Below are 26006 nucleotides of genomic sequence, written 5' to 3' on the forward strand. Positions count from 1 at the left end.
CAAATCAGTCCACTGCTCTGCTCCCTATATATAACGTCCTATATATTTATAAGTGACGATTCAACGAAACACTTTTTATCTGTGCATACAACCATTGCCCTGCCCGCAGATTAAGCTCTTCCCGCGCCCACGGCGTAATTCTTGCCCATAGGCAATGTTCACTCAGTGCTAATTTGATATCAACCTGACCATTATCTTCGAAAAACTCAATGACTTTGACTTGCAAGGTGTTACGGATGCTACTGGCTTTTGGTGGCTCCAAGACCAACGAAACATCGGATGCATCAATACGGATACGCAGATCAGTTCCTGGAGAAACATTAACTTGTGGCAACCAAAGAAGTTTGTCAGCCACCGCAACTGCGGTCATTTGATAACGTTGATGATGTTCCATCACAGAAACTTTCAGTATGCTACCTAGACTCTCTTTTTGCAGCCACGGACGCAGTGCACTGCTCGACCAGACTTCTTCCAAGGTTCCTGTTGCCCTGATTTTTCCGTTGTCCATGACAATAACATTCTCTGCCAAACGTAAAATTTCATCCAAACTGTGACTGACATAAAGGATCGGGATTTTGACGTCTTCGGACAGCTTTTCAAGATAAGGTAATAACTCGCGTTTACGCGGTAAATCTAATGATGCCAGCGGTTCATCCATAAGCAGGATTTCAGGAGCAGTCAATAATGCACGGCCAATCGCTACTCTCTGTCTTTCTCCACCAGATAATGTGATGGGGAAACGTGACAGTAAATGTTCAATTCCCAACAGGCCAATGATGCTGTCAAACTGGGGTTTCATCTCTGGTGCCATGCCGTACTGTAAGTTTCCCTTCACGCGATAATGCGGGAAAAGGCGCGCATCCTGAAAAACATAACCAATTCGGCGCTTCTCTGGTGGCACAAAGATATTTTGCTCTGTATCCACTAAGGTAGCGCCGTTTAAAACAATGCGACCTTTTTGTGGACGGCTCAATCCCGCAATCACATTGATCAGTGAGGTTTTTCCTGCCCCCGAAAGACCAAATATGGCAGTGATACTTTCCGTTGGTAAAGTAGTATCCACCTGCATGTGCAGCTCACCCAAGCGCTGCTCAAAATCCAGCTCTAACATGCTGCCCCCAAACGTTTTCTGCCCCAACGTGTCAACCACTCGGAAAGCATTAATGAAATCAGTGCCAAGACAATAGCAATGACGCACAAACGGGCTGCGGCGGTTTCAGCGCCTGGCGTTTCTATCAAGGTATACATGGCAAGAGGAATGGTTCGGGTCTCCCCCGGAATATTGGAAACAAAGGTAATGGTGGCACCAAATTCTCCCAATGAACGGGCGAACGCCAATACCGCACCAACAATGATGCCAGGTAATGACAATGGCAAAATAATGGTGAAAAAGACTTTAAACGAACCTGCCCCCAAAGTACGGGCAGCCTGTTCCAGGCGCCGATCAATGCTTTCCAATGACAACCGAATGGCCCTGACCATCAGCGGAAAAGCTACCACAGCCGAAGCTAATGCCGCCCCTGTCCAATTAAATGCAAAACTGACACCAAACCAGTCATAAAGGAATTCTCCTATGACCCCGCGCCGCCCCATGCTGATGAGCAACAGATATCCCACCACTACTGGTGGTAATACCAGTGGTAGATGAATAATGCTGTCAAGCAGGGATTTACCAACAAACTGGCAACGAGCCAGCATCCATGCCATTAAGATCCCAAATGGCAAACTGAATAGCACAGCAATCGCTGAGATTTTTAAGCTCAATAAAATTGCCTGCCACTCATATTCACTTAACATCTCCAAAAGATCAGTTCCTACAGTGGACTAAAGCCGTAACGTTTAAAAATGGCAGCGGCTTCAGGGGTTTTAAGGTAATCATAAAAATCGCGAACCGCCTGTCTTTCATGACCTTTGATTATTGCCATCGGATATTCCACCCGTTTATGGCTTTCAGGTGGGAAAACACCCACAACTTTCACCTTATTGCTGGCAACGGCATCAGAGCCATAAACAATGCCCAGCGGGACTTCGGCTCGTTCTACCAAGGCCATACCACTACGCACATTGTTAGTACGTGCCATCAGTGGATTAACCGTATCCCATGCATTCAAATATTGCAGCGATTCTTTAGCATAAATACCAACTGGTACATGATCAGGATCGCCAACCGCTAATCGCCCTCCTGCCAGCAAAGATTTCCATTTTGTTTCTCGGTTGATCTCAACTTGATCCAAGTTACTTTCTTTAGGGGCAATCAGGACAAGCTGGTTACCCAACAAGGTATGACGAGTATTTTCGGCAATTAATTGTTTGTCAGTAGCATAATTCATCCACTGCTGATCGGCAGAAATGAAAATATCCGCAGGTGCTCCCTGCACTATCTGACGTGCCAGTGTTGATGATGAAGCATAGGAGGCAACAATATCGCCCCGTTTCTCTTTTTTATACTGTGCCGCAATATCATCCAATGCATTGGTTAATGAAGCAGCCGCAAAAACCGTCACCTTATCTGCGGCCCAGACATTCCCGACAAGCGCAAAAGTGACCGCAGCCCCTGCCAGCAACTGATAAACTTTATTTTTCATTTTACACTCACCTAAGATAATCAATATGGTGCGTTGTATATAACAAGATACAACGTTAAATGAAAACGCCATTCTTAGATTAATCGGCAAGTTGTGAGTTAGTTTTAGTTTTTATGTTGATCTCAATGCAACAATTACATATGAAAAGTTGCATATGAAGAGAAGACAGGAATTGATGATTACCCGGATAACCGGGTAATAGAAATTGTAAAGCTCAAGACTATCGACTGGTATTTTCTGTTTTGGAGATAAGATTGAATAATCCTCCAAGCCCGTAAATCAACGCCAAAATAGCCGCCATCACCACGGGGACCATGATCAGCGCAAATCCCATACTTTTAAGCAATTCAAACATGCTAACCTCATATCCTGAGTGACTAACAAATTAACTGTGTCATATCTGAATCTGACATAACACAGACGTTAATTGGGTTATTCTAGACAATAAAACAGTAACAGTAACCGACGAAACGTGCGATTCTTATGGTTCTGTTGTAAAAACTTTCAAATAGTTGCCCTAAATAAACCACTATGCAAGCCCAAATATTATTAACACTAAAATTGCAACAACGTCTGTTCGCTGATCCCCGACGAATTGCGTTGCTTAAGCAAATTAAAATCACGGGTTCTATCAGCCAAGGCGCAAAACAGACTAGGATCAGCTATAAAAGTGCCTGGGATGCCATCAATGAAATGAATCAGCTCGCCGATGAAATCCTGGTGGAACGTGCCACGGGTGGAAAAGGCGGCGGCGGTGCCCAACTTACCCATTATGGCGAACGTCTGTTGCAGCTTTATGATTTGCTGGAGAAAATTCAACAAAAAGCGTTTGATGTTTTAAAAGAGGATTCCCTGCCTCTGGATAGCTTGCTTGCGGCTATATCTCGTTTTTCGTTACAAACCAGTGCCCGAAATCAATTTTTTGGTACGATCATTGAACGTAGCCACGCAAATATTCAACAACATGTTCGGGTTCTGCTGGCAGATGGTAAAACATCAATCTATGCGGCTGTCACGGAACAAAGTGCCAATCGGCTGAATTTAGTTACCGGAAAAGAAGTACTGGTGTTAATTAAAGCGCCGTGGATAACCTTAACTAAACATGCTCCTTCTGTCCCATTCGATAATATCCTATCCAGCCAGGTGAGCCATATTGAAACAGGAACAGAATACAGTGAAATTATTCTGACACTTGATGGCGGTGAATCCCTTTGTGTTACGTTATCTAATCAGGAAGTAACCCATTTGCAACTCCAGCCCCGCGATTCTGTCACCGCACTTTTCAATGCCGACAAAGTGATTATTGCTACCCTATGTTAAATCGATTGCAAAAATGATTAACTCTCAATGAATAACAAATAGCTACACATTGACATTGAACATTATTCCGCTTATTTCTGATGATCCTTTAATTGATGTTGCTTAAAAAGGAAGAAAAATGTCTGAATTGCAAATAACGCAAGGTAGTTTCCGTTTAAGTGACACCCGTACCCTACGGCTACCGTCGCTGAAAATTATTTCTGGGGAAAGTTGGGCTTTTGTTGGCGCAAATGGCAGTGGAAAATCTTCATTAGCTCGTGCACTGTCGGATGAATTAATCCAACTGGCAGGTGACCGTCATTGTTCGTTTCGCACACCAATACGTCTATCTTTCGAACAATTACAGAAACTGATTGATGAAGAGTGGCAACGCAACAATACAGATTTGCTCAGTGAAGGAGAAGAGGATACTGGGCGTACTGCCGCAGACATCATCCAACTTCACCATAAAGACAATGAATTGTGCCTTGAATTAAGCGAATATTTTGGTATTAAGGATCTACTCTCACGACGATTCAAATACCTTTCAACAGGGGAAGTTCGTAAGGTTTTGCTATGTCAGGCATTAATGGTAAACCCAGATCTGCTTATCCTTGATGAACCTTTTGATGGGCTAGATAATTATGCCCGCAATCAACTTTCCCAATTGTTGAGTTCTCTGGCTGCAAAAGGCATTACTTTAGTTTTAATCTTAACCCGATTCCATGAAATTCCTGATTTTGTCGAACAAGTCGGTGTATTGGCGGATTGTCACCTGACGCTGGCCGGAAAGAAAAAACGCATTTTAGCAGAGTCTCTCGTGGCACAGTTAGCACACAGTGAAGGGCTAAAAAACATTCGTCTTCCCGAAACAGATGAATACCGGACTGATGGACAACTTCCAGCTGATCAACCGTTAGTGTCAATGCGTGATGTTATTGTCCAATACAATGATAAACCCATTTTGCACGGCTTAAGCTGGCAAGTGAATCCTAATGAACACTGGCAAATCATCGGTGAAAATGGCGCTGGAAAATCGACACTCCTCAACCTGATTACGGGCGATCACCCCCAAGGTTACAGCAATGAGTTAATATTATTTGGCCGCCAACGGGGAAGTGGTGAAACGATTTGGGACATCAAACGTTATATTGGTTATGTCAGTAACAGTATTCATCTGGGGTATCGTGTCAGTACCAACGTTCGGAATGTTATTCTATCGGGTTTCTTCGATTCAATAGGACTCTATCAGGCCGTTTCAGATCGGCAGCAACAGTTAGCCGATGAGTGGCTGGATTTATTGGGGCTATCGGGAGCAACAGCAACTAGCCCCTTTCATAGTTTGTCATGGGGGCAACAGCGGTTAGTTTTGATTGCCCGTGCTCTGGTGAAGCATCCCGCTTTATTGATCTTGGATGAACCTTTACAAGGGCTTGATCCTCTAAACCGCCAGTTAGTCCTGCGCTTCATTGATATCATGATTGCTCATGGTGATACGCAGCTTCTGTTTGTTTCTCATCATCAAGAAGATGCGCCACAGTGCATTACCCATCGCCTGCGATTTATTTCTGACGGTGATATTTATCGGTATGAAACTGAAAATATTTCCTTAGAATCGCTGTAATTTTCATTCTTCGCTCAATATATGACTATGATCCCTCTCTTGATGGAGAGGGGTTCCTGTTACCGTTCTATTTAATCACTCTTTAATAAAATCAAGTCATATTTTTTTGATATTTTTTATTATTATTTTTGAATTTTTTAACCATTACTATAAAATCACCGTCCATTTTTAGACTATTTCATTGGTTTTTTTAAAGATAATAGGGAATTATATGGCTTGGGCATTACTTGCCATTGCATTGGCGCTTTTAGAGAGTCGCCAGAAAATTGCTTTTTTCGTCGCGCTCTTCGCTATCATTGTTGGGATCAGCACTAACGTACTTACCTATCCCGCTATAATCACGCTGACAGTGATAACTCTTTTAGGTATGGCATATATTTATTGCCAAAAAAACAGCAAAAAACATTTTGTCCCCAAAATCGTTATAGAGCTGTTATTGCTCATTGGTGGTATTTTACTGTTTGTGCATTACATTCCAGGATTCCATAACCTCAAGTATCTGGATAAAGTGCAGGCAGGCCCGCTCAGCGCTCCTTTTTCAATGTATTTCAACTTTGACAAAGCGCTGCTACCATTTATCCTGATATTTTGTATGCCTACTCTGTTCACCAGAAAACCTTTGGCTAATGCACCTGCTCATGGATGGGCATTATTGATCGCAGCTATTCCAGCATTATTATGGCTTGCAACCGTATTAGGTGGATTGTCCGTTGAACTCCATTTACCTAATTGGTTCCCTGCTTTTGTTATTGCTAATCTTTTCTTTGTCTCTTTGGCTGAAGAAGCGCTGTTTCGTGGCTATATTCAGCAGAAGCTCAGTCAATGGATGAATCCTTACTTAGCCCTTGTCATTACCTCCCTGCTGTTTGGCGCTGCCCATTTTGCGGGCGGTGGTTTGCTGGTGATTTTTGCTACGCTGGCAGGATTAATTTATGGCCTGACCTGGCTGTGGAGTGGGCGTTTATGGGTGGCTGTTGCTTTCCATTTTTCACTCAATCTGATGCATCTGCTATTTTTCACCTACCCAATAAAATCAGTAGTCATGCACTAAACTGAATTCCATTTGATCTGAATTGTCTCCTTCTATTCGGGGACGGTTCAGATCATAAACTCCCCGCTATCCCCTTCTTTCCGGATATATAATCGCCGTAATTATCACCAAACATGATTTAAAACAGGAGATACGAGACTATTGTTTGCCGTTTTAGCCTGTCGCGCCATATAATGCCCGCAGCGATCTTTTCATTTTGTATTAAAAAGTACTGATAGGAGTTTAAGCTATGGCTGTAACTAAACTGGTTCTTGTAAGGCACGGAGAAAGCGAGTGGAACAAAGAGAACCGTTTTACTGGCTGGACTGACGTTGAATTGTCCGACAAAGGCCGCTCTGAAGCACAACAAGCTGGTCAACTATTGAAAGAAGAAGGTTTTACTTTTGATTTCGCCTATACTTCCGTTCTAAAGCGTGCTATTCACACTTTGTGGAATATTCTGGACCAAGTTGATCAGCAATGGCTACCTGTTGAGAAAAGCTGGAAACTGAATGAACGTCACTACGGCGCATTACAAGGTCTGGATAAAGCAGAAACCGCAGCCAAATACGGCGATGATCAAGTTAAATTGTGGCGTCGTGGCTTCGCTATTACTCCTCCTGATTTGACCAAAGATGATGAACGTTACCCAGGCCACGATCCTCGTTACGCCAGCCTGAAACCAGAAGAACTCCCAGTCACTGAAAGCCTTGCTACTACTATTGAGCGTGTTATTCCTTATTGGGAAGAAGTTATCAAGCCTCGTGTAGAAAAAGGCGAAAAAGTCATTATCGCTGCTCACGGTAACTCCCTGCGGGCATTGGTAAAGTATCTGGATAATATGAGTGAAGAAGAAATTCTTGAACTGAACATTCCAACTGCTGTACCACTGGTTTATGAGTTTGATGAGAACATGAAACCTATCAAACACTATTATCTAGGCAACGCTGATGAAATCGCGGCAAAAGCGGCGGCAGTTGCAAATCAGGGTAAAGCGAAGTAATCCTCAACGGTCGCATAAAAAGAATGTTAAAAGCCGGATTGATTTCCGGCTTTTTTATGGTATTTTTGCGATAAATTAACTTCTGCGGCTCTGGACGGCCTGAGACAACTGGAACAGTAACGCTTCTGTATCTTCCCAGCCAATACAACCGTCAGTCACACTTTGACCATACACCAAAGGCTTATCACTCTCCAGACTTTGGTTTCCTTCAACCAGATGACTTTCAACCATAACACCAATGATCGCATTTTCACCACCCGCAATCTGGCCGCAGACATCAACACCGACATCCATTTGTCTTTTGAACTGCTTCGCGCTATTTGCATGGCTGAAATCAATCATCACGCAGGGAGCCAAACCCGCTTTTTTTAACCCTTCTTTAACGGCACTGACATGTTCGGCACTGTAATTAGGCTCTTTGCCACCACGCAGAATAATGTGGCAATCTTGATTGCCTATTGTATTCACAATCGCGGAGTGACCCCATTTCGTGACAGACAAGAAACAGTGCGATGAACTCGCTGAATTAATCGCATCAATAGCGACTTTGATCGTTCCATCTGTGCCATTTTTGAAACCAACCGGGCAGGACAACCCCGATGCCAACTCGCGATGAATTTGAGACTCCGTTGTACGTGCCCCTATTGCGCCCCAGCTCATGAGATCTGCTAAATACTGAGGAGTAATCATATCCAGGAATTCGCCTGCCGCAGGTAACCCCATATTATTAATATCGAGCAATAACTTACGGGCAGTACGTAATCCGCCATTGATATTAAAACTGCAATCCATGCTTGGATCGTTAATCAACCCTTTCCAGCCGATAGTTGTGCGGGGCTTTTCAAAGTAAACCCGCATGATAATTTCCAAATCGGCTTTCAATTCTTCACGTAATTTATTCAAGCGCGCTGCATATTCTAACGCCGCTTGTGGATCATGAATTGAACATGGACCAATCACTACCAATAGACGATCATCTTCACCAATTAAAATATTATGAATAGATTCACGTGCCTTACGAACAGTAATAGCACTCTCTTCTGTGGCCGGAAATTTTTCGAGTAATGCAACTGGTGGTAATAATTCTGTTATTTTTCTTATTCTTATATCGTCATTCTGGTAATTCATTATCCTTTCACCTAATACGTTTACAGTTATTTAAAATAATTTTGTGATCTCAATCTAACTGTTAGGCGTTGTTCTGTAAATAATCTTTGTGAGTAAAAATAGAATACTTTTTTATGGAAAATGCCATTGAGAGTAAAAATGATGTTAATTCAAATAAATAGACAAATAAGAAGAAAGTGTTTTGTAGAAAAATATCAAATAACAGGCCATAGAACGTTAATTATCTATGGCCGATGATCGCTTTTAATTTACATTTTCTTTTGGTTGTTATCCGCTTGTTTCGCTGCCTTGATCCACAGGCGAGCACCATTTAATGCAATACCTGTCAAAATAATATATTGCAGCGACATCGCCAAAACACCTTGATAGTAATAAATCACGACACTGATAACATCTATGATGACCCAAATCAGCCAGTTTTCTACATACTTACGCGTCATCAGTATCATTGCCACAATGGATAATACTGTCATCACTGAATCCCAGAATGGGAAAGCATCAGGCTGTAAATCAGGCATGATGATATTAAAGCCTATTCCCTGTAGAGCAAGCACCACCACTTTTGCCATATAACCAAATAATTGATCGATATTAAATGTCATGATCAATATGGCAAAAATGGAAACCGCGGCAACAACAGCCATCTGTTTAGGGTTGAGCCACCGGATTTTAAGCTCTATTTGTTTTTGCTCATTGACTCGGCTCCATGCATACCAACCATAGATATTGGCCGCGAAGAAAAAGATTTGCAGAATGAGGCTAGCGTAGAGTTGAATTTGAAAGAAGATGACAGCGAAGAGTGAGACATTAATTAATCCAAACAGGTAATTAATGATTTTCTCCTGACTAGCGAGCCAAATACATAACAGCCCTGCTATCGTACCAATCGCTTCAATATATGAAAGGTTATAGCCGCCCGTTCCTAGTGGTATATGCACTAATATGTTATCAATGTTGAAAAAATCCATACTTTCTTATCCTTACCATAAATAATGTTTAGTATATCAATACAAAAAACATGAAATTACGAGATAATTAGGCTATTTTGCTCTTTTCTGTTTTATATACTAAACAAGATAGCGAATTTAAGAAAAAAAGTCTTTAATTATTTTAAAGATTTAAAAACGATAAGGAAAAAATGTGAAGTCGGTAATCAACTTATTAAGCTATCTGCTGCGATCAATTGATTAAAAGTCAACTGTTCTACTGACTGAGTTAACGACTTATCTAAGGAGTGTTTGAGTTAAGAATCTAGATGGTGGGTCGTGCAGGATTCGAACCTGCGACCAATTGATTAAAAGTCAACTGCTCTACCGACTGAGCTAACGACCCATCTAAGGAGTACTTGAGTGAGAGTTTAGATGGTGGGTCGTGCAGGATTCGAACCTGCGACCAATTGATTAAAAGTCAACTGCTCTACCGACTGAGCTAACGACCCATCTAAACCTGTTTGGCAGTTATCTTTGCCAACGGCGGCATATATTACTGATTTCTCAGTGTGACGCAATGTTTATTTTAGAAAACTTGTTTAAATGCTTATTAAGCAGTCAATCATCCCCCAAAAGACCGATATCTGACCTTTCGGGGATAATTATTACATCCCGGAAAGCTTTTTCCCGGCCATTTTTGCTGCATTAGTACCAGGATATTGCTTAACCACCTGCTGATAAACCGCCTTCGCTTTATCCTTTTGCCCCTTTTCCTGCATGATTAAACCAACTTTATACAGGGAATCACTGCTTTTTTGTGACTTGGGATAGTCTTTCACGACAGTGGCAAAATAATAAGCCGCATCGTCTTTCTTGCCTTTGTTGTAATTCAACTGCCCTAACCAATAATTGGCATTCGGCAAATATTTAGACTTGGGATAGGTTTTAGCAAAGTTTTGAAATGCGACAATCGCTTTATCATATTCTTTGGTGTTGATAGCCAAAGAAACGGCAGCATCGTAATCACTTTTTTCACTTCCTGTACTCGCTGACACAGCAGATTGTTTATTCCCAGCAGGTGCCGAAGATACAGCATTACGATTTTCTGGCTCTGAACTCTCTGCACTGGATGGATTGGTGATTTTATCCAATTGCAGATAAAGATCTTTTTGGCGTTCAATGATCTGATTTAATTGATACTGGTTTTCCTGAATTTGACCACGGAGTGTATCGATATCACGTTGAGAATCAGAAAGCTGTTGCTGGAGCTGAGTTAATAATTGACTATGAGCGTCAGAAATACGCTCTAATTGGGAGAGGCGCTCATCGGTGGAGCCTGAGCCGACATTACTGATTGGCGCTCGGGCGGTAGCGGCCCAAGGAGCCGCTACGCCAACCAATAACGACAGACCCAACATATAACGTCTGAAGTTACTGTTCATGCATTACTCTTAGTATACGATCACAGCGCGACGGTTTTTCGCATATGCTGCTTCGTCATGGCCAAGTACAGCTGGTTTTTCTTTACCGTAAGAAACGATAGCAAGCTGATCAGCGGAAACGCCTTTGCCTTGCAGATACATTTTCACTGCGTTCGCACGACGCTCACCCAGAGCAATGTTGTACTCTGGAGTACCACGCTCGTCCGCGTGACCTTCGATAGTCACTTTAACAGATGGGTTAGTACGCAGGAAGGCAGCGTGTGCATCCAACATCTGAGCAAATTCGCTGTTGATGTCATACTTATCGAAACCGAAGTATACGATGTTGTTGTTTTGCAGCTCTTGCATCTGCTGACGTGCTAATTCTTCAGCAGACAGAGTCTTAGAAGAATTATCAACAGTGCTTACACCAGACTGATCATTATTGCCAGTTTTGTTAGAACTACACGCTGCTACGGCCATGATTGGTAAAGCTAACATCAGCCCTTTTAGCACTTTGTTCAGTTGCATCTCTTTGATCCTTTTATAGTTTGCCATACATATTATTATGCATCACAGATACGGCGACCAGGCAGGGAATTTTACCTGTCCATCGGTAGCCGGAAGACGCGATTTGAAACGCCCATCAGTCGAAACTAGCTGCAATACAGTTCCCCACCCTTGAGTGGAGCTATAAATCACCATAGTGCCATTAGGTGCGATGCTCGGCGTTTCATCCAGAAACGTATCTGTCAAGACTTGGACAGATCCCGTTGCCAGATCTTGTTTGGCGATATGCTGACTGCCACTCGCTGAGCTAACCATCACAATAAAACTACCGTCAGGGCTAACATCTGCATCTTGGTTTTGTGGTCCTTCCCAAGTTAGGCGTTGTGGAGCACCGCCATTAATATCGATTTTATACAATTGTGGACGCCCACCCTGATCTGAGGTATAGACCAGTGTCTGGTTATCTGGCATCCAGCTTGGCTCAGTATTATTACTGCGGCCATCAGTGATCTGACGGATTTGGCCAGACGCTAAATCCATCACGTAAAGATTCAAACTGCCGGTTTTAGATAATGCAAAAGCAAGTTTAGTTCCATCCGGAGAAAATGCGGGAGCTCCGTTATGGCGAGGGAACGAAGCTACCTGACGAACAGCACCTGTTGCCAGTGTTTGAATAATCAGCGTAGAGCGACCACCTTCAAATGTAACATAGGCAAGTTTGGAAGCATCTGGCGACCAGGCTGGTGACATCAATGGGTCCGGTGAGCTATGTACGGTAAATTGATTATAACCATCATAATCAGAAACACGCAGCTCATCTCGATTCTTACCCGCACTGTTATTTTTAACGACATAAGCTATACGAGTAGTAAATGCACCTCTAATACCTGTCAGTTTTTCAAATACCTGATTACTGGCTGTGTGTGCCGCGAAACGTAACCATTTCTTTTCAACTGTGAATTGTTCTTGCGCCAAGACCGTTCCTGGCGCACCAGCAACGTCAACAAGCTGATAAGAAACCAGGAATTTACCATCTGCACTGGGTTGAATATGTCCAACAACGACTGAATCGATCCCTAACGCCGCCCATGCCGCAGGCGTCACCTCTGATGCAGTAGTCGGTTGTTGCGGCATACGAGCAGAATCAATCGGATTAAATTTCCCACTATTTCTCAAATCCGCGGCAATAATTGAACCAATATTTTCAGGTGACTCGCCCGCTCCAGTCCATTTAAATGGGACAATCCCAATAGGACGAGCAGAATCAACACCCTGCGTAATTTCAATGCGAACCTCTGCATGAGCAAGTGCTGCCCACATCACCAGAAAGCCCAGTATGACTTTAAACATCTGTTTAAAAGTTTGCTTCATCATCTCTCCCTTATCGCGATCTTTTATCTGCCGCAATAATCCGCCGGATTCTAACAAACGCCAACAAACAAAACTAGATACCTAAATAAAATCTAATAATTTTGTTTGTACATCTAAATTATTCGAAAGTTTGCTTAGAGCATAACGATTATCTACCAAACATTTAACTTACTGCGGTTTAAATTCTAGCGTGAAATTCTTAAAATATTCATAAACCTCTTTGCTTGGTGGAGGCGGCATTTTTTTTGCCAAATTAGCGGCGGTAATTGCAGCTCGACATAACGCCGGATCACCCGCTCCTGCTTTGATATCAATCAGTAATCCATCTGGCGCCAGCTTTATATTTAAATCACAAGTACGACCAATATACAGGTTCGAATCGTAAAATTTACTCTCTATTGCAGCCTGAACTTTCCCCAGATAACTATTAATATCTTGTTGAGAAAGACCACTTTTCTTACCGCCACCTTTTCCTGCCGCAGCCGCTCCCCCCAGCTTAGGTGTATTAGACGTTAATCCACCTAACAGATCATTAACCGTTTGAGCTTGTTTTGCTGCTTCTATCTTGGCTTTTGCTTTTTTAGCCTCTGCTTCTGCCTTAGCTTTCTCTTCTGCTGCTGCCTTGGCCTTAGCTTCGGCTTCCGCTTTAGCTTTTGCCTCAGCCGCCGCTTTACGTTTTGCCACCTCTTCCGCTTCTTTCTTCGCTTGGGCTTCCGCTTTCTGTCGGGCTTCAGCTTGCTCTTTTAGAATTCGTTCTTTTTCTGCCAGTGCTTTTGCCGCCGCTTCTTCTGCCTGCTTTTGATCTTCACGCGCTTTGGCAGCGGCGGCATCAGCCTGCTCCTGCTCTTCACGTGCTTTAGCAGCAGCAACTTCAGATTGTTTTTTCTGCGCTTCAGCTTCTTGCAATGCTTTAATTCGCTCTTCTTCAGCCGCTTTCAAGCGTTCCTGTTCTTCCGCCTGTCTTGCCCGCAATTCAGCCGCTTGTTGCTCAGCTTTTTTCTTCCGCTGTTGTTCAGCTAACTTTGCATTGGCCTGTTGCTGTTGCTGCTGGTTATATTGCTGCACGACCGCATTCGGATCAACCATAACTGCATCAATGACAGTACCACTTTGTCCACCGCCCCCCATTTCTGTTTTTTGCACCAAAGAACCCCAAATCAGAAATCCGATCAGGATAATGTGCAATATTACCGAAATGATAATAGCGCGATTCAGCCTATTATTTTGCTCGCTTGTCTTTCCCACACTCGACATCCAGAAACTTTAAGTGACAGCCGTTGTCAGGCGCCGATAGGCTGAGTCATTAAGCCCACCGATTTAACACCTGCCTGACGAAGCATATTCAACGCTTTGATAATTTCATCATAAGGAACTTCCTTAGAACCACCGATCAAGAAAATCGTTTTCGGATTGGCTTTCATCACGGTTTGAGCTTCTGCAACGATTTGCTGTTCAGGTAATAATTCCAAGCGTTCCTGATTAACAATCATGCTGTACTGCCCTACCCCAGAAACTTCCACAATGACCGGCGGATTATCAGTGCTGGAAACTGTCTTTGAATCCACCGAATCAGGTAAATCAACTTCCACACTTTGCGTGATAATCGGTGCTGTTGCCATGAAAATAAGCAGCAATACCAGCAACACGTCCAGCAAGGGGACGATATTGATCTCGGATTTTAGCTCACGTCTGCGACTACGAGTGCGCGCCATTCGCTGATTTCCCCTTACGATTTATTACGACTTATTAGTATTGGAAGCAAAAGCCTGACGATGCAGGATAGCCAGGAATTCTTCCATAAAATTATCGTAAACTTGTTCTAGTTTGTTAACCCTCTGGTTCAGGCGGTTATAGGCCATCACCGCAGGAATTGCCGCAAACAAGCCGATAGCTGTTGCAATCAAAGCTTCAGCAATACCAGGCGCAACCATTTGCAGAGTTGCTTGTTTGACCGCTCCCAACGCAATAAAGGCATGCATGATCCCCCAAACCGTACCAAACAAACCAATATAAGGGCTGATGGAACCTACCGTACCCAGAAATGGAATATGATTTTCCAATACTTCCAATTCACGATTTAATGAAATACGCATGGCACGGGAAGCCCCTGTGATAACAGCTTCTGGAGCATGGTTATTTGCCTGATGTAAACGAGCAAATTCTTTAAACCCGGAATGGAATATCTGCTCAGTACCACTTAACGAATCACGGCGTGACTGACTTTCTTTGTAAAGGCGAGATAATTCAATACCAGACCAAAATTTATCTTCAAATGCTTCTGCCTCACGGCTTGCGGCATTAAGGATTTTTGTTCGTTGAATAATGATTGCCCAAGAGACGATAGAGAAGCCAATCAAAATCAGCATGATCAGCTGCACTAAGAAACCTGCCTTAAGAAATAAATCAAGGATGTTCATGTCAGTCACTGCTTAAACTCCGCGACAATAGACTTTGGAAGCGCAATTGGCTTCATTTGAGATGAATTCACGTAGACAACCAGGCATTCTGCGCTGCTGACAACTACGCCATTACAATCGACAATTCGTTGAATAAATGTCAGAGAAGCACCACGGATATTCGTAACTTCGCTTTCAACAACCAGTTGGTCATCCAGTTTTGCTGGTTTCCGGTAGTCAATCGTCATGCGACTAACAACAAAGCCAACTTGTTCATCTAGCATAGACTGTTGGTGGAAACCTCTTTCCCGCAACATCTCTGTACGAGCTCTTTCGTAAAAACCCAAATACCGAGCGTGATAAACCACACCACTAGCATCTGTGTCTTCGTAGTAAACACGGATAGGCCAACGGAATAACATATTACTCATATAATCCTAATTAGGCGAATTGACGCTGTCACTATACTTAAGACAATAGCGCTTTGGAATGACTTGTCAGTAAAAAAAATTTATAGGCCGACGGCCTATAAAATTACAATTAGTTTACTTAAAGAAATGATATAAGCCAAAAAGAAGAATGAAAAATGCAGGTAACGGATGAAAAAATAATTGCCAGATAATACGCTTAGGATGAAAACCAACACCAAAAGTAACGCCAGAACAAACTCCCCAGATCAATAAACTACCTTGCCATATTTGTAGTGAACTGGTATTGGCAGCAAAACGTGCAGGATCCCAAAACACACATGCAGCAAGTGTTAAGGCGATAATGAGGATAAGAGCCCTCAATAGGCTCTTATCCATAAGTTGGTAGCATTTATCAGCCAACATTATTTTTTGTCACTCTCAGAAGCGTTCTGTGATTCGCTATGCTCAAGTGCCAAAGCAGCAATGACCGCAAAGCTACAAGCCAAAAGCGTTCCGAGAATCCAAGCAAAATACCACATGCCTATGCTCCTTAGTACAGTGAGTGTTTGTTGTTATCAATATAGTTCTTATCCAAACGCCCGAAGGTTTTGTAATAACACCAAATGGTATAAGACAGCACGATAGGAACGAAGATAAGTGCAACAACGAACATAATTTGCAACGTCCACTGACTGGATGTCGCATCCCACATTGTCAGACTGACATTCGGATCAATGCTTGATGGCATCACGAACGGGAACATAGCAATACCTGAAGTCAGGATAATACAAGCTACTGTCAGTGATGAGAACAAGAATGCCCAGGCACCTTTATCCATCCAGGTAGCCAGCATAGTCAGCAGAGGAAGCAATACGCCCAACACAGGTATAGCCCACAGAACCGGATAGTTATTGAAGTTGGTCAGCCATGCGCCTGCCTGCTGGATGACTTCTTTATGTAATGGATTGGATGCCGCATTAACATCCAAGCCTCCCGTTACAACATAGCCATCAATGCCATAAATCAGCCATATCCCTGCCAACAGGAATGCAATTGCCGTTATCGCTGCACAAACATGGGTTGCAGTACGGGAGCGCAGGTGCAGTTCGCCTGTTGTACGCATTTGCAGATAAGTTGCACCCTGCGTCACAATCATCATCAGGCTAATCACCCCGGCCAGCAATCCATAAGGGTTCAGCAATCCAAAGAATGAACCCTCGTAGGAGACACGCAGGTAAGAATCTACCGCCAGCGGTACGCCCTGCAGCAAGTTACCAAATGCCACCCCGATAACCAATGCAGGTACGAAGCTACCGATAACCAGCCCCCAATCCCACATATTGCGCCATTTGCTGCTTTCCAGTTTTGAACGGTAATCGAAGCCAACCGGACGGAAAAACAGTGCTGCCAAGACCAGAATCATTGCCACATAAAAGCCAGAGAAAGCGGCTGCATATACCATCGGCCATGCGGCAAATAGGGCCCCCCCCGCGGTAATTAACCAAACTTGGTTACCATCCCAGTGCGGGGCAACTGAGTTAATCATGATGCGGCGTTCGGTATCATTTTTACCAATGAGCCGCAGCAGGATACCAACTCCCATGTCGAAACCATCAGTCACCGTGAAACCGATCAGTAACACACCAATCAGCAGCCACCATATAAATCGTAATACATCATAATCAAGCATAAGTGGACTCCTGCTTACTCAATATTATTCGCTGAAGCAGCGGTTTTTTGTTCAAAATGGTAACGTCCAGTCTTGAGGCTGCTTGGGCCAAGACGGGCAAATTTGAACATCAAGAACATCTCTGCGATCAAGAACAAAGTGTACAGACCACAAATCAGCACCATTGAGAAAATCAGATCGCCTACACTACGTGTTGAAGTCGCGACAGCAGTTGGCAACACTTCACCAATCGCCCATGGCTGACGGCCATATTCTGCGACAAACCAACCAGCCTCAACGGCAATCCATGGCAATGGAATACTGAACAATGCAGCACGAAGCAGCCACTTATGTTGACCGATACGGTTACGCAGAACACTCAGGAACGACAGACCGATAACCAGCAGCATAATAAAGCCAGCAGCAACCATGATACGGAATGCAAAGTAGAGCGGTGCTACGCGTGGAATAGAGTCTTTCGCTGCGGCTTGAATTTGCTCTTCTGTGGCATCAGTTACGTTTTGGGTATAACGCTTCACGAGCATGCCATAGCCAAGATCTTTCTTACTTTCATTGAATGCACTGCGAACACTTGGATCAACATTACCTGCACGCAGTTCTTCCAGTAATTCATAAGCCTTGATGCCATTACGGATACGCTGCTCGTGCTGGCTCATCAAATCCCGCAGACCAACGACCGGTGTATCTGTAGAGCGGGTAGCAATCAAACCTAAAACGTAAGGAATTTGGATGGAATATTTATTTTCCATTTTGTCCTGATCAGGAAGACCAATCAGCGTAAATGAAGCCGGAGGCGGCTGAGTTTCCCACTCTGCTTCGATTGCTGCCAATTTGGTTTTCTGCACGTCCCCCATTTCATATCCAGATTCATCACCCAGAACGATGACAGACAGTACCGCAGCCATGCCAAAACTTGCTGCAATCGCAAAAGAACGTTTGGCAAACGCCAAATCGCGCCCTTTAAGCAGATAGTAAGAGCTGATACCCAATACAAAAATGGCACCAGTAACATAACCGGCTGCAACAGTGTGGACAAATTTCACCTGTGCAACTGGGTTAAGTACTAGTTCGCTGAAGCTCACCATTTCCATTCGCATGGTTTCGAAGTTAAAGTCAGACGCAATCGGGTTTTGCATCCAACCATTCGCAATCAGTATCCACAATGCAGAGAAGTTAGAGCCTAATGCAACCAGCCAAGTAACCGCCAAGTGTTGTTTCTTACTCAGTCGATCCCACCCGAAGAAAAACAGACCAACGAATGTGGATTCGAGGAAGAATGCCATCAGACCTTCGATGGCCAGAGGCGCACCGAAAATATCACCAACATAATGTGAGAAATATGACCAGTTGGTTCCGAACTGGAACTCCATGGTCAAGCCCGTTGCGACACCCAAGGCAAAGTTAATACCAAATAACTTACCCCAGAATTTTGTCATATCTTTATAGATTTGTTTGCCAGAAAGGACATATACCGTTTCCATGATCGCAAGCAAAAACGCCATACCGAGCGTCAATGGTACGAACAGAAAATGGTACATAGCAGTTAAGGCAAACTGTAATCGTGACAGTTCGACAATATCAAACATCTTGACTCCTTGCTCCTAGCAGGAAGACACCGACTTGCGGCAACCCGACTTCGTAAAACGAAAGTCTCGTAACTACCAGCAATAAATGCCTCAAACACAACAATGAATTATTACAAAATCAAAAATTCAATAGATACCACAATAATATTACGCCTATATTCACATACAATAAATAGCTTTTACGTGACTCAGCTTAGAATTCTGAATATAGGTCAACAATACCATACATTCTCAGGTTAATACCTATATATACTAGATCAATTTAATCAAGTTTAGCGAATACAATCTAGAGTAATAAATTGATTTTAGTCAATTTTTTCCTTATTTTGTTAAGCTTTACAGTTATTATTTCATTATAGTTTACTTCGTGTTAATAAGTTGTTATTTGCCATGGTTTGTAATTTATTTTTTGCTGTAAAATTCGTTAGAAAATTAACTTTTCGTTTTCATTCTTTAAAAAATATATTTTTCCGATATTTCCAATTTCATTAATCAAATAAATAGATTTTCCTAAAATCCAATTCAATTAAATTGAGAAATAACTTATCTTATGAATGAACTAACCTACTGTTAATATTATAAATAAAAACAAAAGGCCACCCTGAGGCAGCCTTTTTCTATAAAAATAGTTTATTTTGTGATTGTTATACCAATAACGCTTTTACAGCATCGCCAATGTCTGCAAGGCTACGGACAGTCTTCACACCCGCAGCTTCCAGTGCAGCAAATTTCTCATCTGCTGTCCCTTTACCCCCTGCGATAATCGCTCCGGCATGGCCCATGCGCTTACCTTTAGGTGCAGTCACACCAGCAATATAAGCAACAACCGGTTTAGTCACATGTTCTTTGATATAAGCCGCAGCTTCTTCTTCGGCTGTACCACCAATTTCACCAATCATGACAATTGCTTCTGTCTGTGGATCTTCCTGGAACAGTTGCAGAATATCAATGAAGTTTGAACCTGGGATCGGGTCACCACCAATACCAACACAGGTAGATTGCCCTAACCCAGCATCTGTGGTCTGTTTAACCGCTTCATAAGTCAGTGTGCCTGAACGGGAAACAATGCCCACTTTACCTGACTTGTGAATATGACCAGGCATAATGCCGATCTTACACTCGTCAGGAGTAATGACACCCGGACAGTTGGGACCAATCATACGAACACCTGCTTGATCCAGCTTTTCCTTAACTGTCAACATATCGAGTGTTGGGATGCCTTCTGTAATAGTGATGATCAGTTTAATGCCTGCATCAATCGCTTCCAGAATGGAATCTTTACAGAATGGTGCCGGAACGTAGATTACAGAAGCGGTTGCCCCCGTTGCTTCAACGGCTTCACGTACGGTATTGAATACAGGTAATCCTAAATGCTCAGTGCCACCTTTACCCGGTGTCACGCCACCCACCATTTGAGTACCGTAAGCTATCGCCTGTTCGGAGTGAAAAGTGCCCTGACTGCCAGTAAAACCCTGACAAATCACTTTGGTGTTTTTATCGATTAAAATAGACATTATTTATTCCCCGCTGCTGCTACTGCCTGTTTAGCTGCGTCTGTCAAACTGGTAGCTGCAATGATGTTCAAACCGCTATCCGCCAGTTTTTTAGCACCCAGTTCAGCATTGTTTCCTTCCAGACGAACGACTACCGGTACGTTAACACCCACTTCTTCCACCGCACCAATAATGCCGTCAGCGATCAAGTCACAGCGGACGATACCACCAAAAATATTAACCAAAACAGCCTTAACATTTTCATCTGACAAGATGATCTTGAATGCTTCGGTAACACGCTCTTTTGTTGCACCGCCGCCTACATCAAGGAAGTTGGCCGGTGCACCACCGTGCAATTTGACAATGTCCATCGTTCCCATTGCCAGACCTGCACCATTCACCATACAACCAATGTTGCCATCCAGCGCAACATAGTTCAATTCCCATTGTGCAGCTTGGGCTTCACGCGGATCTTCCTGTGTAGGATCGTGCATTTCACGCAGTTCAGCCTGACGGAACATAGCATTACCATCAGCGCTCAATTTTCCATCTAAACAAACCAGATCACCTTGCGTTGTGATCACCAAAGGGTTAATTTCAACCAATGCCAAATCACGCTCTAAGAACAGGTTCGCCAATCCCAAGAAAATCTTGGTGAATTGACCAACTTGTTTACCAGTCAAACCAAGTTTGAATGCCAATTCACGGCCTTGATACGGCATAGGGCCAGACAGTGGGTCGATAATGGCTTTATGAATTAGCTCAGGCGTTTCTTCCGCCACTTTTTCTATTTCGACGCCACCTTCAGTAGAGGCCATGAATACTACACGACGTGTACCGCGGTCAACAACAGCCCCCAGATACAGCTCCTTGGCAATATCAGTTGCCCCTTCCACCAAGATCTGATGGACAGGTTGCCCCTGTGCATCTGTCTGGTAAGTTACCAGTCGTTTACCCAGCCATTGTTCAGCAAAAGTGCGGATATCTTCCTTACTATTGACGACTCTCACACCACCAGCCTTACCGCGGCCACCTGCATGAACCTGACATTTAACGACCCAAGGGCCTGAACCAATCTTGGATGCTGCTTCTTCTGCTTCGCGCGGAGTGGTACAAGCATAACCAGCAGGTGCTGGTAAACCATACCGTGCAAAAAGTTGTTTTGCCTGATACTCGTGTAAATTCATGATGTTCTATCCATAATTTAATTTAAGAAAGGTAAATTACCTTCTATTTTGTTGCTCTGGATATGACCAGCCCAAAAGGGCTGGCCTGCATATATTTTTACATCAACGTCGTACTACTTCAGACTGGCGGAGTTAACACCCTCCGCCGATAGTGATGCTATACATCCAGCAACAAACGTGTTGGATCTTCCAGCATTTCTTTGATGGTCACCAGGAAGCCGACAGACTCACGACCGTCAATCAGACGGTGGTCATAGGACAGTGCCAAGTACATCATCGGAAGGATCTCAACCTGACCATTTACAGCCATTGGGCGATCTTTAATGGCATGCATACCAAGGATAGCGCTTTGTGGTGGGTTAATGATCGGGGTGGACATCAGGGAGCCGAAAACACCGCCGTTGGTAATGGTGAAATTACCGCCAGTGAGTTCTTCAACAGTCAGTTTACCGTCACGGCCTTTGATAGCCAGCTCTTTGATGCTTTTCTCAATATCAGCCATGCTCAATGCATCTGCATCACGCAATACAGGTGTAACCAGGCCACGTGGTGTAGATACAGCAATACTAATATCAAAATAGTTGTGGTAAACCACATCTGTTCCATCAATGGAAGCGTTCACTTCTGGATAGCGTTTCAACGCTTCAACAACCGCTTTCACATAGAAAGACATAAAACCCAGACGTACACCATGACGTTTTTCAAATGCATCGCCATACTGCTTGCGCAATTCCTGAATTGGCTTCATGTTGACTTCATTGAAAGTCGTCAGCATTGCTGTATTGTTCTTCGCTTCAAGTAAACGTTCTGCAACACGCTTACGCAAACGCGTCATTGGGACACGTTTTTCACTGCGGTGTGGCAATAAGGATGGCTGTTCAGCAGATGCAGCAGGCTTATCACTCTCTTTTTTATTCGCAGCGACATATTTTTCAATGTCTTCACGGACAATACGGCCACCAACACCACTGCCTTTAATGGCAGCAGGATCTAAATCATGTTCTGCAATCAGACGACGAACAGCAGGGCTTAGTGCATCGTTGCTTTCTTCTTCCAAAGACGCAGTCTGCCGCTGTGCTGGCGTTGCCTCTGTTTTAGCTTTTACTTCGGCAGGTATACCCGTGCTGTCACCTAAACGGATACGACCTAACAGTTGTTTGGACAGAACAGTGGCGCCCTCTTCTTCCAAAATGGATTCCAAAACACCGGCTTCACTTGCTGGTACTTCCAAAACAACTTTATCCGTTTCAATTTCAACCAGCACTTCATCACGCTCTATGGTGTCACCTGGTTTTTTATGCCATGTTGCCACAGTGGCATCTGCAACAGATTCAGGAAGGTCTGGGACCAGAATTTCTACGCTACTCATTTTCTATCCTTAATTTATTCAACATTCAGTGCGTCATTAACCAGTGCTTGCTGTTGCTGCTGGTGAACAGACGTATATCCCACAGCTGGGGAAGCAGATGCCGGACGACCTGCATAACGTAAAGAAGCCCCAAATGGGATCGCTTCACGGAAATTATGTTGACTGCAATACCAAGCCCCTTGGTTCAGTGGCTCTTCCTGACACCAGACGAAGTCATGAACATGGGCATACTGCTCAAGCTCAGCTTGCAAGTGCTGACGTGGGAATGGATACAGCTGTTCAATACGCACAATAGCAACGTCAGTCTGTTCGTTCTTACGACGCTGTTCCAGCAGATCGTAATAAACTTTACCGGAACAAAGCACAACGCGTTTAACACCTTTTGGCTCCAAGGCGTCAATTTCACCAATCACTGGTTCAAATTTGCCGTGCGCCAATTCATCCAGAGTAGACACTGCCAATGGATGACGCAGTAGTGATTTTGGTGACATAACGATGAGCGGACGGCGCATACCACGCAGAGCCTGACGACGCAGCATGTGATAAACCTGAGCTGGAGTCGATGGTACGCAAACCTGCATGTTTTGTTCAGCACACAGTTGCAGATAACGCTCCAGACGTGCCGATGAGTGCTCTGGTCCCTGCCCTTCATAGCCATGTGGCAGCAGCATAACCAGACCACACATACGGCCCCATTTCTGTTCGCCAGAGCTGATAAATTGGTCAATCACAACCTGAGCCACGTTGGCAAAGTCACCAAATTGGGCTTCCCAAATCGTCAGGACACGAGGTTCAGTTGTTGCATAACCGTACTCAAATGCCAGTACAGCTTCTTCTGAAAGGACAGAATCCCATACATTAAATACACCCTGTCCATTGTGGATATTCGCCAAAGGCACATAAACAGAAGCATTGTTTTGGTTATGAATAACGGCATGACGGTGGAAGAAAGTACCACGTCCCGCATCTTCACCAGAGATACGGACAGGAATACCTTCATCAACCAAAGTCGCGTAAGCCAGTGTTTCCGCAGCACCCCAGTCAAACAATTTATTGCCATTCGCCATTTCTGCACGGTCGCCATAGATTTTCGCAACACGTGAGTGCATTGCCACTTCGGCAGGAACAGTGCTGATGCTTTTGCCAAGATCTTGCAGACGTTTCATATCCATCTTATGTGGATACTCTTCATCCCATTCGTGATTCAGATAGGGTTCCCATGTGAATGAGTGCAACCCCATTGGGCGCCATTCATCGACAACGCATTCACCATGATCCAGTGCATCACGGTACAGGTTCACCATCTCAGTAACGTCATTGGCCTCCAGCAAACCTTCCGCTACCAGCTTATCTGCATAGATTTTACGTGCAGTTGGTTGTTTTTTGATTTGCTGGTACATCAGTGGCTGAGTTGCACTTGGCTCATCAGCTTCGTTATGACCGTGGCGACGGTAACAGACCAGATCGATCATCACGTCACGTTTGAAGGTATTACGGAAGTCAAGCGCCAGACGTGTGACGAATGCAACAGCTTCCGGATCATCTGCATTAACGTGGAAAATCGGTGCCTGAACCATTTTCACAATATCAGTACAGTATTGTGTTGAACGGGCATCTTTCGGGTTAGAAGTGGTGAAGCCAATTTGGTTATTCACTACGATACGAACAGTACCGCCAACTTCATAACCGCGAGCCTGAGACATGTTCAACGTTTCCTGAACAATCCCCTGCCCTGTGACTGCGGCATCACCGTGGATGGTGACAGGCAGAACCATGTTACTGCGACCTTCATCAAGGCGATCACGGCGGGCACGTACAGAGCCGATAACAACAGGGCTGACAATCTCAAGGTGAGAGGGGTTAAAGGCCAGTGCCAAATGCACCAAACCGCCTTCGGTTTCAAAATCAGAAGAAAAACCTTGATGGTATTTTACGTCACCTGTACCCAGATGCTCTTTATGTTTACCCGCAAATTCGTCAAACAGATCAATCGGTTTTTTGCCCAAGAGATTGACCAGAACGTTGAGGCGACCACGATGAGCCATTCCTAATACCACCTCGCGGGTACTTTGTTTACCTGCGTGACGGATCAACTCTTTTAACATAGGGATAAGTGCGTCGCCACCTTCCAGGGAGAAACGTTTCGCCCCTGGGAACTTGGCACCTAAATAGCGTTCCAAACCTTCCGCTGATGTTAATTCTTTCAGGAAACGGCGTTTTTCTTCTGCACTAAACTGTGAACTTACTGTCACTGACTCCAGACGTTGCTGGAGCCAACGTTTTTCTTCCGTATTGGTGATGTGCATATATTCCGCACCAATTGAACCACAATAAATGCGTTTCAGCGCGTCATACAGATCAGCCAATTTCATGGTCTCTTTGCCAATGGCAAAAGAGCCTACATTAAACGTTTCTTCAAAATCCGATTTTGTTAAATTATGGAAAGCAGGATCAAGATCGGGTACAGGTTCCTGTTTCCATAATCCCAATGGATCAAGGTTTGCATGTTGGTGTCCGCGGAAGCGGAATGCATTGATGAGCTGCAAAACTTTGACTTGTTTTGCATCCATTGCTGGATCGCTGACTGAAGTGTGGTAACGCGTGGCATCCTTTGCCAGACGACGGAAATAATCGCGTGTCTGTGTGTGAAGCTGTTCGCCGCTAAGTCCTGCATCCGGTAATTGTTGGAAAATTTCTCTCCAACTTGCATCAACAGAATTAGGATCAGTTATATAGTCTTCATAGATTTGCTCTATGTAAGACTGGTTTGCACCAGCCAGAAAGCTTGAGTCCAGCCAGTCCTTCATTGCGCCGTTCTGCATTGTGAGCCCTTAAGCTTTAAAAGCTTTAGTTTTCGCCGTGGTTAACAAATACCGCTTAATTAGCGGTGTTGATAAAAGGTTCATTTGGACGTGCTTAATGCATGTTCTTCTTTGGGTTTTCCTACCCATCAAGGAACCTTTAAAAACCGAATA

Annotated in this window: 25 protein-coding genes and 2 tRNA genes; 4 read left to right on the plus strand and 23 right to left on the minus strand. The window is 43.9% G+C overall.

Features of this window, described 5'->3' with window-relative positions:
- Positions 1 to 46 precede the first annotated feature (46 nt).
- The 4 genes from modC to Xets_RS02310 form a co-directional block, all read right to left on the minus strand.
- On the minus strand, positions 47 to 1111 hold the full coding sequence (modC, locus tag Xets_RS02295; protein WP_187651107.1) for a molybdenum ABC transporter ATP-binding protein ModC: 1065 nt from the start codon (positions 1109 to 1111) through the stop codon (positions 47 to 49).
- Positions 1105 to 1797 (minus strand): molybdate ABC transporter permease subunit, encoded by a 693-nt coding sequence (gene modB / locus Xets_RS02300; protein ID WP_099131163.1) that lies wholly within the window; start codon positions 1795 to 1797, stop codon positions 1105 to 1107. The genes modC and modB overlap by 7 nt, the downstream gene beginning before the upstream one ends.
- Positions 1798 to 1814: 17 nt before the next feature.
- Entirely contained in the window at positions 1815 to 2585 is a 771-nt protein-coding gene (gene modA, locus Xets_RS02305; protein ID WP_099131162.1) for a molybdate ABC transporter substrate-binding protein, read from the minus strand.
- Between the two features lie 220 nt (positions 2586 to 2805).
- The gene (locus tag Xets_RS02310; protein ID WP_074018394.1) at positions 2806 to 2940 is read right to left on the minus strand and encodes an AcrZ family multidrug efflux pump-associated protein; all 135 of its coding nucleotides are present in this window, start codon (positions 2938 to 2940) and stop codon (positions 2806 to 2808) included.
- A gap of 176 nt (positions 2941 to 3116) precedes the next feature.
- Between Xets_RS02310 and modE the strand changes: the two genes are divergently transcribed.
- The 4 genes from modE (at position 3117) to gpmA (ending at position 7541) form a co-directional block, all read left to right on the plus strand.
- On the plus strand, positions 3117 to 3905 hold the full coding sequence (modE, locus tag Xets_RS02315) for a molybdenum-dependent transcriptional regulator (RefSeq protein WP_099131161.1): 789 nt from the start codon (positions 3117 to 3119) through the stop codon (positions 3903 to 3905).
- A gap of 118 nt (positions 3906 to 4023) precedes the next feature.
- The gene (gene modF, locus Xets_RS02320; RefSeq protein ID WP_187651108.1) at positions 4024 to 5508 is read left to right on the plus strand and encodes a molybdate ABC transporter ATP-binding protein ModF; all 1485 of its coding nucleotides are present in this window, start codon (positions 4024 to 4026) and stop codon (positions 5506 to 5508) included.
- Between the two features lie 211 nt (positions 5509 to 5719).
- Positions 5720 to 6559: a CPBP family intramembrane glutamic endopeptidase gene (locus tag Xets_RS02325; RefSeq protein ID WP_099131159.1), complete on the plus strand. Its 840-nt coding sequence runs from the start codon at positions 5720 to 5722 to the stop codon at positions 6557 to 6559.
- Positions 6560 to 6788: 229 nt separating this feature from the next.
- Positions 6789 to 7541 (plus strand): 2,3-diphosphoglycerate-dependent phosphoglycerate mutase, encoded by a 753-nt coding sequence (gene gpmA, locus Xets_RS02330; protein WP_074018398.1) that lies wholly within the window; start codon positions 6789 to 6791, stop codon positions 7539 to 7541.
- Positions 7542 to 7616: 75 nt separating this feature from the next.
- Here gpmA and aroG read toward each other — a convergent pair whose 3' ends face one another.
- From aroG to sucA, 19 genes are all read right to left on the minus strand, one after another.
- On the minus strand, positions 7617 to 8669 hold the full coding sequence (gene aroG, locus Xets_RS02335; protein ID WP_099131158.1) for a 3-deoxy-7-phosphoheptulonate synthase AroG: 1053 nt from the start codon (positions 8667 to 8669) through the stop codon (positions 7617 to 7619).
- 248 nt (positions 8670 to 8917) lie between these two features.
- The gene (gene pnuC, locus Xets_RS02340) at positions 8918 to 9637 is read right to left on the minus strand and encodes a nicotinamide riboside transporter PnuC (protein ID WP_187651109.1); all 720 of its coding nucleotides are present in this window, start codon (positions 9635 to 9637) and stop codon (positions 8918 to 8920) included.
- A 288-nt stretch (positions 9638 to 9925) separates the two neighbouring features.
- Positions 9926 to 10001, minus strand: a tRNA-Lys gene (locus Xets_RS02345).
- Between the two features lie 30 nt (positions 10002 to 10031).
- Positions 10032 to 10107 (minus strand) — tRNA-Lys (locus tag Xets_RS02350).
- A gap of 156 nt (positions 10108 to 10263) precedes the next feature.
- Positions 10264 to 11040 carry a cell division protein CpoB gene (gene cpoB / locus Xets_RS02355; RefSeq protein ID WP_099131156.1) on the minus strand — a complete coding sequence of 259 codons (777 nt, stop codon included), beginning with the start codon at positions 11038 to 11040 and terminating at the stop codon, positions 10264 to 10266.
- Between the two features lie 9 nt (positions 11041 to 11049).
- The gene (gene pal, locus Xets_RS02360) at positions 11050 to 11550 is read right to left on the minus strand and encodes a peptidoglycan-associated lipoprotein Pal (RefSeq protein ID WP_047770281.1); all 501 of its coding nucleotides are present in this window, start codon (positions 11548 to 11550) and stop codon (positions 11050 to 11052) included.
- A 42-nt stretch (positions 11551 to 11592) separates the two neighbouring features.
- Positions 11593 to 12879: a Tol-Pal system beta propeller repeat protein TolB gene (gene tolB / locus Xets_RS02365; RefSeq protein ID WP_370588200.1), complete on the minus strand. Its 1287-nt coding sequence runs from the start codon at positions 12877 to 12879 to the stop codon at positions 11593 to 11595.
- Between the two features lie 189 nt (positions 12880 to 13068).
- Entirely contained in the window at positions 13069 to 14145 is a 1077-nt protein-coding gene (tolA, locus tag Xets_RS02370; protein ID WP_187651110.1) for a cell envelope integrity protein TolA, read from the minus strand.
- A 35-nt stretch (positions 14146 to 14180) separates the two neighbouring features.
- Positions 14181 to 14612, minus strand: coding sequence for a colicin uptake protein TolR (tolR, locus tag Xets_RS02375; RefSeq protein WP_099131153.1), 432 nt, complete (start codon positions 14610 to 14612; stop codon positions 14181 to 14183).
- Positions 14613 to 14636: 24 nt separating this feature from the next.
- Positions 14637 to 15326 carry a Tol-Pal system protein TolQ gene (gene tolQ, locus Xets_RS02380; RefSeq protein WP_099131152.1) on the minus strand — a complete coding sequence of 230 codons (690 nt, stop codon included), beginning with the start codon at positions 15324 to 15326 and terminating at the stop codon, positions 14637 to 14639.
- Positions 15323 to 15727, minus strand: coding sequence for a tol-pal system-associated acyl-CoA thioesterase (ybgC, locus tag Xets_RS02385; RefSeq protein WP_099131151.1), 405 nt, complete (start codon positions 15725 to 15727; stop codon positions 15323 to 15325). The genes tolQ and ybgC overlap by 4 nt, the downstream gene beginning before the upstream one ends.
- 114 nt (positions 15728 to 15841) lie before the next feature.
- Positions 15842 to 16129 (minus strand): cyd operon protein YbgE, encoded by a 288-nt coding sequence (gene ybgE / locus Xets_RS02390; protein WP_099131150.1) that lies wholly within the window; start codon positions 16127 to 16129, stop codon positions 15842 to 15844.
- Positions 16129 to 16245 carry a cytochrome bd-I oxidase subunit CydX gene (gene cydX, locus Xets_RS02395; protein ID WP_099131149.1) on the minus strand — a complete coding sequence of 39 codons (117 nt, stop codon included), beginning with the start codon at positions 16243 to 16245 and terminating at the stop codon, positions 16129 to 16131. The genes ybgE and cydX overlap by 1 nt, the downstream gene beginning before the upstream one ends.
- A gap of 11 nt (positions 16246 to 16256) precedes the next feature.
- A complete protein-coding gene (gene cydB, locus Xets_RS02400) occupies positions 16257 to 17396 on the minus strand; it encodes a cytochrome d ubiquinol oxidase subunit II (RefSeq protein WP_099131148.1) in 1140 nt (379 codons plus the stop codon).
- 14 nt (positions 17397 to 17410) lie between these two features.
- On the minus strand, positions 17411 to 18982 hold the full coding sequence (cydA, locus tag Xets_RS02405) for a cytochrome ubiquinol oxidase subunit I (RefSeq protein WP_099131147.1): 1572 nt from the start codon (positions 18980 to 18982) through the stop codon (positions 17411 to 17413).
- Between the two features lie 644 nt (positions 18983 to 19626).
- Positions 19627 to 20496, minus strand: a complete 870-nt coding sequence (gene sucD / locus Xets_RS02410; protein WP_099131146.1) for a succinate--CoA ligase subunit alpha — start codon at positions 20494 to 20496, stop codon at positions 19627 to 19629.
- Positions 20496 to 21662: an ADP-forming succinate--CoA ligase subunit beta gene (gene sucC / locus Xets_RS02415; RefSeq protein ID WP_099131145.1), complete on the minus strand. Its 1167-nt coding sequence runs from the start codon at positions 21660 to 21662 to the stop codon at positions 20496 to 20498. The genes sucD and sucC overlap by 1 nt, the downstream gene beginning before the upstream one ends.
- Positions 21663 to 21819: 157 nt before the next feature.
- Positions 21820 to 23031 (minus strand): 2-oxoglutarate dehydrogenase complex dihydrolipoyllysine-residue succinyltransferase, encoded by a 1212-nt coding sequence (gene odhB, locus Xets_RS02420; protein ID WP_099131144.1) that lies wholly within the window; start codon positions 23029 to 23031, stop codon positions 21820 to 21822.
- Between the two features lie 14 nt (positions 23032 to 23045).
- Positions 23046 to 25853 carry a 2-oxoglutarate dehydrogenase E1 component gene (gene sucA / locus Xets_RS02425; RefSeq protein WP_099131143.1) on the minus strand — a complete coding sequence of 936 codons (2808 nt, stop codon included), beginning with the start codon at positions 25851 to 25853 and terminating at the stop codon, positions 23046 to 23048.
- Positions 25854 to 26006 lie beyond the last annotated feature (153 nt).

The sequence above is a fragment of the Xenorhabdus sp. TS4 genome (assembly GCF_014467265.1).
GTDB classification, from domain to species: Bacteria; Pseudomonadota; Gammaproteobacteria; order Enterobacterales; family Enterobacteriaceae; genus Xenorhabdus; species Xenorhabdus ehlersii.